7 protein-coding genes and 1 tRNA gene are annotated in these 7,543 nt (G+C 52.7%); 5 read left to right on the top strand and 3 right to left on the bottom strand.

Going from position 1 to position 7,543, the window contains the following annotated elements; genetic code table 11:
• Both RW092_RS20505 and RW092_RS20500 read left to right on the top strand, forming a co-directional pair.
• A partial coding sequence (locus RW092_RS20505) for a substrate-binding domain-containing protein (protein ID WP_316011128.1) occupies positions 1–197 on the top strand: 197 nt, incomplete at its 5' end.
• Between the two features lie 243 nt (positions 198–440).
• Entirely contained in the window at positions 441–1,886 is a 1,446-nt protein-coding gene (locus RW092_RS20500; protein ID WP_316011127.1) for a transposase, read from the top strand.
• Between the two features lie 188 nt (positions 1,887–2,074).
• Here the strand turns inward: RW092_RS20500 and ade are convergent, their stop codons facing one another.
• Positions 2,075–3,865, bottom strand: coding sequence for an adenine deaminase (ade, locus tag RW092_RS20495; RefSeq protein WP_316011126.1), 1,791 nt, complete (start codon positions 3,863–3,865; stop codon positions 2,075–2,077).
• Between the two features lie 238 nt (positions 3,866–4,103).
• Between ade and RW092_RS20490 the strand changes: the two genes are divergently transcribed.
• Positions 4,104–4,241 (top strand): hypothetical protein, encoded by a 138-nt coding sequence (locus RW092_RS20490; RefSeq protein ID WP_316011125.1) that lies wholly within the window; start codon positions 4,104–4,106, stop codon positions 4,239–4,241.
• Between the two features lie 115 nt (positions 4,242–4,356).
• Here the strand turns inward: RW092_RS20490 and clpP are convergent, their stop codons facing one another.
• On the bottom strand, positions 4,357–4,953 hold the full coding sequence (gene clpP, locus RW092_RS20485) for an ATP-dependent Clp endopeptidase proteolytic subunit ClpP (RefSeq protein ID WP_016314010.1): 597 nt from the start codon (positions 4,951–4,953) through the stop codon (positions 4,357–4,359).
• Positions 4,954–5,165: 212 nt separating this feature from the next.
• Positions 5,166–5,240 (bottom strand) — tRNA-Arg (locus RW092_RS20480).
• Positions 5,241–5,455: 215 nt separating this feature from the next.
• On the opposite strand from RW092_RS20480, the gene RW092_RS20475 reads away from it, so the two are divergent.
• Both RW092_RS20475 and RW092_RS20470 read left to right on the top strand, forming a co-directional pair.
• The gene (locus RW092_RS20475; RefSeq protein WP_016314009.1) at positions 5,456–6,460 is read left to right on the top strand and encodes a LacI family DNA-binding transcriptional regulator; all 1,005 of its coding nucleotides are present in this window, start codon (positions 5,456–5,458) and stop codon (positions 6,458–6,460) included.
• Positions 6,461–6,580: 120 nt separating this feature from the next.
• The gene (locus RW092_RS20470; protein WP_016314008.1) at positions 6,581–7,537 is read left to right on the top strand and encodes an ABC transporter permease; all 957 of its coding nucleotides are present in this window, start codon (positions 6,581–6,583) and stop codon (positions 7,535–7,537) included.
• The last annotated feature ends 6 nt before the right edge of the window (positions 7,538–7,543 follow it).

Below are 7,543 nucleotides of genomic sequence, written 5' to 3'. Positions count from 1 at the left end.
TTGACGACATCGGCTTCTCGCATTACACGAATCCGCCGCTGACGACGGTGAAGCGGCCGATTGAGCAGCTTAGCCGGATGGGCGCGCGCAAAATCCTTGAGCTGATCGACGGGGCGGCGGCCGGCGGGGAGCTGGTGCTGCTGGATACGGAGCTGGTGCGGCGGGAGTCGGTGGAGGAGCTGCGCGCTCATCTGTAGGTGCGAGCGTCTCCGGCTGTATGTTTTATCGGCGCAGTAGCAGCCAGGAGGCCCGCGCAAGCGTCTCCGGCGGCACGGCATCGGCTGTGCGACGGCCGCATAAGGTAGAAAGCTGCACTTTAAGTCAATTTCATAATTTGTAACCCCTTGTGGGATAAGGTTTTTCAGCATGTAAAAAAGGAGTACCTCCCCAAAATCTCGAAGTAAAGGTTACCACACCAACCACGAGAAAGGAGTACTCCCATGTATGGTATTCAACAAGCAGAGCTATTTTCCTTCGAGGAATTAATGGGAATGGCGGATGAGGCAAAATACAGTGCCATTCTGGAACACGTCCCCATGGGGATCATCCTGCATGCCGTTAGCAAAAAAAGTACCCGCGGCCGCTCCGAAAGTTTAAATACCAGAGCGATGATGTATTCCCTCATTATTGGAAAACTGGAACATATCCGCTATACGAAAGATCTGATCAAGCGTCTGCGAACCAGTTCCGAATTCAGAAGGTTATGCCGCTTTACCGATTCGGACCGGGTACCGAGTGAAGCCGCCTATTCCCGCCTTGTAGCCAGGCTGGCTCAAAGCGGCGTACTGAGACACGTTCTGGATACAGTGGTAGACCAGGCAATTGCCGCAGGGTTTCTTTCGGGTGAGGTTCTGGCAATAGATTCGTCCCACATTGAGGCCTTCGACCGAAATTCGAAGCTGGATGAAGGGAAGACGACGACTTCTTCCAGCCCTCTCGTTGACGAAGACCCTGCCTTGTTCTCCGCGGACACATGCACGCCGTCCCAGGAAGCCAAGCCGGAGAAGCCCAAACGTTCCAAACGCGGGAGAATCCCGAAAGCGGAATGGGACGAGTGGCGGAAGCAAATGGATGCTTACGAAGCGTCGCTTGGTTTCTTCGAACGGGGAGTAGCCGACATGTTGCCAGCCAGTTACGAAGAACTCGCCCGCGATATGCCGCAATACCCAAGCACTGGCGCAAAAGGCGATCCGCGAGGCACCCACCGCGTGAAATTCTGGTACGGGTATAAGGCGAATCTGCTCGTCGACACGGCAAGCCAATATATTGTTGCCGGCGAGACCTGCTCCGCTCATGTCAGTGACCAGAGACCGGCCATTATGCTGCTGAAGCGACTTCAGGAGCGATTTCCGGATCTGCAGGTTAAGCACGTTTTGGCTGATAAGGGCTATGACGGCGAAGCGGTATACCGACAAATCCGCAAGTTAGGTGCTTTTCCGATTATCCCGTTAATTCACCGCACCAAGCTGCCTTTGAAGGAAGACAAATATTATCGTCCGCTGTGTGAACAAGGCCATCCGTACCGTTATGACAGCTACGACCCGAAGGGGGGCAACGTGAAATTTACCCGTCCGAAAGAATGCAAGGAATGTCCGCTGCAAGCTAAAGGCTGCCAGAAGGTGTATAAAATCCGGATAGAAACCGACGTCCGCAAATACACAGCACCTGGCCGGGGAAGCGAGAAGTTTGCCGAATTGTTTAAGCAGCGGACCGCTATTGAACGCGTCTTTGCATATCTGAAGTTATACTTTGGCATGGGCACTACACGAAGGCTCAAAAAACGTGCGTTCGTCGATCTCGAACTAAGTTACCTAGCGTACAATGTGTCTAAATATGCGCTGGATTATTTGAACATGAACATCCGTTTGACCAAACAAGCCGCGTAACTTTTTTTGAAAATGTACACCTCGAAATTGGTTACCTGCAGTAGCTAATAAATTGAATTATGAAATTGACTTCTTTTGCAGGAATTGCGAAAAACAAACCCGCCAGAGAGGATAACCTTTCTTGGCGGGTTTTTCAAGTGAGAGAGCTTGTTGCTGTTGTTATTGCCGTCGCTGTTGCTGGTTGCGGCTTAACCGACTTCGACCGGCACGAGCTTGAACTCGTTCACGTCCGCTAGGCCGCGGTTGGTGATCCGCAGCTCCGGAATAACCGGCAGGGCGATCAGTGAAAACGTCATGAACGGCGCGTTCAGCTGACAGCCGAGCTGCTTCCAGGCGGCCTCCAGCTCATTTACCTGGGTGACCACCGTCTCCAGCGGTTGATCGGACATCAGGCCAGCGATGGCCATCGGCACGGCAGCGAGCACTTGGCCGTTCAGGACGGCGATCATGCCGCCGCCCAGCTTCGCCAGCTCGTTGGCAGCAAACGCCATGTCCTCGGGATTTGTCCCCATGACGATGAGGTTATGGCTGTCATGGGCAACGGTGGAGGCCACGGCTCCTTGCTTGAGCCCAAAACCGCGCGCGAAGGCGAGGGACAGCTCGCCGGAACCGCGGTGGCGGTCGATGCAGGCCAGCGTGGCGATGTCCTGCTCAGCGCCCGGACGCACGACGCCATCTCCGTCAACCGGAACGGTTGCCGTCCCCTTCGCCGTGCGGGCGCTGTTCTCGATCACGTCGACAACGTGGATCGTCGTTTCCGCTTGGCCGCTGGCGCTGCGGTAGAGGAAATCGTCGGCGGTCAGCGGACGCGCCAATTTCACCGAAGCGCGCGCCTGCGCCGGGTACGGGTACGCCGGGAACGGGACGCAGAGCTGTCCGGCGTCATAGGCGACTTTGCCGTCGGTGATGACCGTCGACGGCTCCATCCGCCGCAGGTCGTCGATCAGCAGCAGGTCCGCGCATTTGCCTGGCGCAATGCCCCCCACATCGCCGTCGACCTTAAAGTACCGCGCCGTATTGATCGTCCCCATCTGGATCGCCGTCACCGGGTCGACGCCCTCTTCAATCGCCCTGCGCACGACATGGTTCATGTGACCTTTTTCAATCAAGGTTTGGGGATACACATCGTCGGTGACCAGCATAATGTTCGAGGTATTCACCTTATCCTCGGTGACGACCTTGATCACTTCTTTGACGTCATGCCAAGCCGATCCCTCCCGGATCATCAGGTGCATGCCGAGGCGCAGCTTGGCGAGCCCTTGCTCCCGGGTCACGGTCTCGTGGCAGGAAGTCACGCCTGAGGCGATGTAAGCCTGGAGCATCCGCTCGTCGTCGCTTGGGAAATGCCCGGTGACGGTTTTGCCCGCTTCCATTGTGGCTTGGATTTCGCCGAGCATTTTCGGGTCTCCGAATACGACGCCAGGGAAGTTCATGACTTCGCCCAGCCCCTCAACGCCGTCCCAAGTCATCCCGTCGGCAATATCGCGGGTGTCCAGCGACGCCCCGGCATCCTCCAAATGATCGGTGGCGGGTACGCAGGAAGGAAAGGTCGTATATACCTTCAGCGGCAAGGCCTGGCCCTCCTCGTGCATCCAGCGCACGCCCTCCGCCCCGAACACATTGGCGATTTCATGCGGGTCCATAAAAATACCGGTCGTTCCTTTCGGAAGCGCAGCTTTGGCGAACTCCGCCACCGACAGCATGGTGCTCTCCACGTGCATATGCCCGTCCAGGAGCCCGGGAACGAGGTGACGACCTGCCGCATCGATCACGACGGTGTTCTCGCCAATGGTGTGCGTTGCGTCCCCCACGAAGGCGATCCGCCCTTCAGCCACCGCGACGTCCGTATTCGGCTGCAGCTCTCCGGTATACACGTTGACTAAGGTGCCGCCCTTAACCACCAAATCCGCTTTGGCCTTGCCCATGGCGACATCCGCTAACGTACGGCTTACTTCATACAATTTTTTTCTGGATTCCATTTCCCGGTTCGCTCCTTTAAAAAATATCGTTCAAAAAGTCAGACTTCTAACGCTTGCCACCGACCTTATTCCTGCCAAAATTACGATGTTTCAACTGTAACGCTTACCAGACTGCTTATTTCCTCCGTATTTGCCTATAAATAAGCATTTCCGTCGAAATAGTGTTTCTCAGCGTCGTTAGAGCCGCGAGCACGCTAATTTCGCCCCAATAGTGCTTCTCATCAGCGTTAGAGCAGAAGTGCTACTAGATACACGTCATCGGCAGCAGAGCAGCCAGCAGAATTGCTACCTGCAGACGGGCTATCAGCTGAAAGACAGTCAGTCGAAAGACAGCCAGCAGAAGGAAGGCCTCTCTAGAGGCATGGGCCTGTACTAACTTGCGATCCGACTTTTTGAACCTTCGCGTTAAGGTATTTAAAGATAAATATAACAAGAAAGGCCGCTCCTCGAACAGCATTTTCTGTTCGGAGAGCAGCCTTTTCTATATCGCCTTAAGCTTTGGCGGGATTCACTTTCTCGATCACTTGGTCGATCAAGCCATATTCCTTCGCTTCTGCCGCACTCATGAAGTAGTCGCGGTCGGTGTCCTTCTCGATCCGTTCCAGCGGTTGACCCGTGCGTTCCGAGAGGATCCGGTTCAGTTTATCGCGCATCTTGAGGATGCGGCGAGCGCGGATCTCGATGTCCGTCGCTTGACCTTCCGCTCCGCCGAGCGGTTGGTGAATCATAATTTCGCTGTTAGGCAGCGCATAACGTTTGCCAGGTGCACCTGCGTTCAACAGGAAGGCGCCCATCGAAGCCGCCAACCCAACGCAGATCGTGGAGACGTCGGCTTTGATAAATTGCATGGTATCAAAAATCGCCATACCGGCCGTAATGGAACCGCCAGGGCTGTTAATGTAGAGGTGGATGTCCTTGGTTGGATCTTCCGCATCCAGGAACAACATCTGAGCAATGATGGAGTTGGCCACAACGTCGTTGACCTGTGAGCCCAGGAAAATGATCCGGTCTTTGAGCAGACGGGAATAAATGTCATAAGCGCGTTCACCGCGGTTGCTTTGTTCTACGACCATAGGAATATAACTCACCGATAAAACCTCCTTAAAATTCGGGTGTTCAAGTGAACCGCCCCGTCGAATGGAATGGTTTGGGTTCATCATCTCTATCTAAGAATTGACGGAAATGATGAGGATTAATCTCATCATAAACAATTTATTTGAGAAAGTCAAAGAAAGTCAAACTCAAGATAATAAAAAAGTCCAGAACACTTCTGTGACAGGACTTTGCATGTGTATTATAATGGCGCGCCCGCGAGGAATCGAACCTCGATCTCAGGCTCCGGAGGCCTACGTCATATCCATTGGACCACGGGCGCAAATTTAGCGAACAAAATAGATTATATGGCATTTCCACACAAAATGCAAGGTGCAGATCCAAAGGTTTTGCAGAAAATAAATGGGAACCCCCAAAGAGGTGTGGCGGATCTTTTTTTTGTAAGGGATCAAAAAATAGGGGATTGTCATGAAAGCGTTTCTATGATAATTTGAGGAATATATAAAAACGTTTTTATAGACAAGGGTGTAATCAGGGATGGGGAAAGTCACCATTAAGGATGTAGCCAAGGCAGCAGGGGTTTCGATCTCTACGGTATCCAACGCGCTGAACGATGTGGATGTGTTGAATCCGGAGACCAAGTCCCATGTGCTGAAGGTTGCTAAGCAGCTCAATTATGTACCGAACTTAAACGGGAAGCAACTGAAGTCGAAGAAGACGAACATGCTTGGTTTTTTTACGACGAGTGTATCCGGGCCATATTTTTACATTTTGGTGGAGTCGATGGCGCGCGAGAGCGAGCGGTTGGGTTACGGTCTGCATGTCATGGTTACTGCCGATAAGCAAACGATTATCAGCAATATTATGGGCCGCCGGGTGGATGGCGTGATCATCTACGAAGAATTGCGGGTGGATGACCATGATATCGCGATGATGGAGAAGGACAAGGTCAAGGCGGTATTTCTGGATCGGGTGATTCAGAAGGAAACGATGGGGACCGTGATTTTCAATTCGTATGCGTCCGCTTATGAAGCGACCAAATACCTGATCAGCCTGGGCCATAAGAAAATCGCCTACATTTCCGGCGTCGATACGATGTATGACAGCGTACAGCGGAAAGAAGGATATCTCGCAGCCTTGCGGGAGCATCAGCTGCCGATCGATGAGGATTTTATTGTGCAGGGGTATTTTGAGGAAGAGAGTACCTATAATGCGATCCGGGCGTTTATTCACAAGCATCCGGGCAAAGTGCCGGACGCGATTCTGGCCGGTAACGATTTGAGCGCCATCGGGTGTATCAAAGCGTTGCGTTCGTATGGCCTCGAAGTTCCAAGGGACATCAGCGTCGTAGGGTTTGACGATATTGATATTGCCCAGTATTTTACGCCGCCTCTGACGACGGTTCGTAATCCAATCGCCAGACAAGGGATCTTGGCAGTTAATCACCTGGTGAACATGATTAAGAAGCAGGAACAGGGCAAGGTGCAGAAGCTGGATGGTCAATTGATTGTGCGGGGCTCAAGTCATGTACGTTTAAGCTAAGAGAAGCTGAGACGGAGCTGAACTTGAGCTCAGCGAGAATTGTAAGCGGTTAATTGAAGGGGCTCTATTGCTAAAAATAAAAACGTTTTTATCCATACGGGATAAAGAGAGGAGCGCAAAATGGCGAAGTCAACTGCGTCAGCCAAAAAGCCGATGAGAATCCGAGTGAAACAGTTCTTTATCGATTTCGGCAGGCAGTGGGAAATCCAGTCGATGATCTGGCCGGGCATTATTTTTATGATTATTTTTTGCTACATTCCCATCTACGGACTAACGATCGCTTTCAAAAATTATACCGTCATCGATACGTTAAGCTCCGCTCCATGGGTAGGCTTGGACAACTTCAAGATTATCGCCACCGACAAATACTTCTGGGAATCCGTGGTGAATACGCTGGGGATCAGCTTCCTGAAGCTGGCCATCGGCTTCGTGATCCCGATTATTCTCGCGATTATGATCTACGAGGTCGGGATGGGGCGGTTCAAAAAAATCGTGCAGACGATCTCGTACCTGCCGCACTTTTTGTCCTGGATCGTACTTGGCGGGATGCTGATCACCTGGTTTTCGACGACCGGGATGTTCAACCAACTGCTACTGGACTTGGGCTTGATCTCGAAGCCGCAAAATATCCTGCTTGATCCGGGCAAGTATTGGTGGATCGCGGTGCTTTCGGATGTCTGGAAAGAGGCGGGCTGGGGTACGATCCTATACCTCGCTATCATGGCCAAGATCGACCCGACCTATTATGAAGCTGCGAAGATCGACGGGGCAAGCCGGCTCCGGCAAATTTGGAACATCACGCTGCCCAATATGCGGATGATTATCAGCTTGAACCTGATTCTGACCATCAGCGGCCTGCTTGGCTCCAACCTGGACCAAACCTTGGTGCTGATGAACTCTCAGAACCGTGAAAGGGCCGAGGTGATTAACTCCTATGTGTACCGGATGGGGTTAACGCAGGGGGACTTCTCCTACGCGACCGCCGTTGGACTTGGGGTTTCGGTCGTATCGGTCATTTTGTTGGTGCTGGCAAATAAGGTGACCAGCAAACTCAACGATAATCAATCTGTCCTGTAAGGAAGG

Source organism: Paenibacillus sp. 3LSP (assembly GCF_032465655.1).
Lineage (GTDB): Bacteria > Bacillota > Bacilli > Paenibacillales > Paenibacillaceae > Fontibacillus > Fontibacillus barengoltzii.
Note: the sequence above shows the minus strand (reverse complement) of the source record. Positions and strands in the feature narration are given on the sequence as shown.

Coding starts and splice junctions, on each gene's coding strand:
- RW092_RS20500 (WP_316011127.1), top strand. CDS start 441: ATGTATGGTATTCAACAAGCAGAGCTATTTTCCTTCGAGGAATTAATG.
- ade (WP_316011126.1), bottom strand. CDS start 3,865: ATGGAATCCAGAAAAAAATTGTATGAAGTAAGCCGTACGTTAGCGGAT.
- RW092_RS20475 (WP_016314009.1), top strand. CDS start 5,456: ATGGGGAAAGTCACCATTAAGGATGTAGCCAAGGCAGCAGGGGTTTCG.
- RW092_RS20470 (WP_016314008.1), top strand. CDS start 6,581: ATGGCGAAGTCAACTGCGTCAGCCAAAAAGCCGATGAGAATCCGAGTG.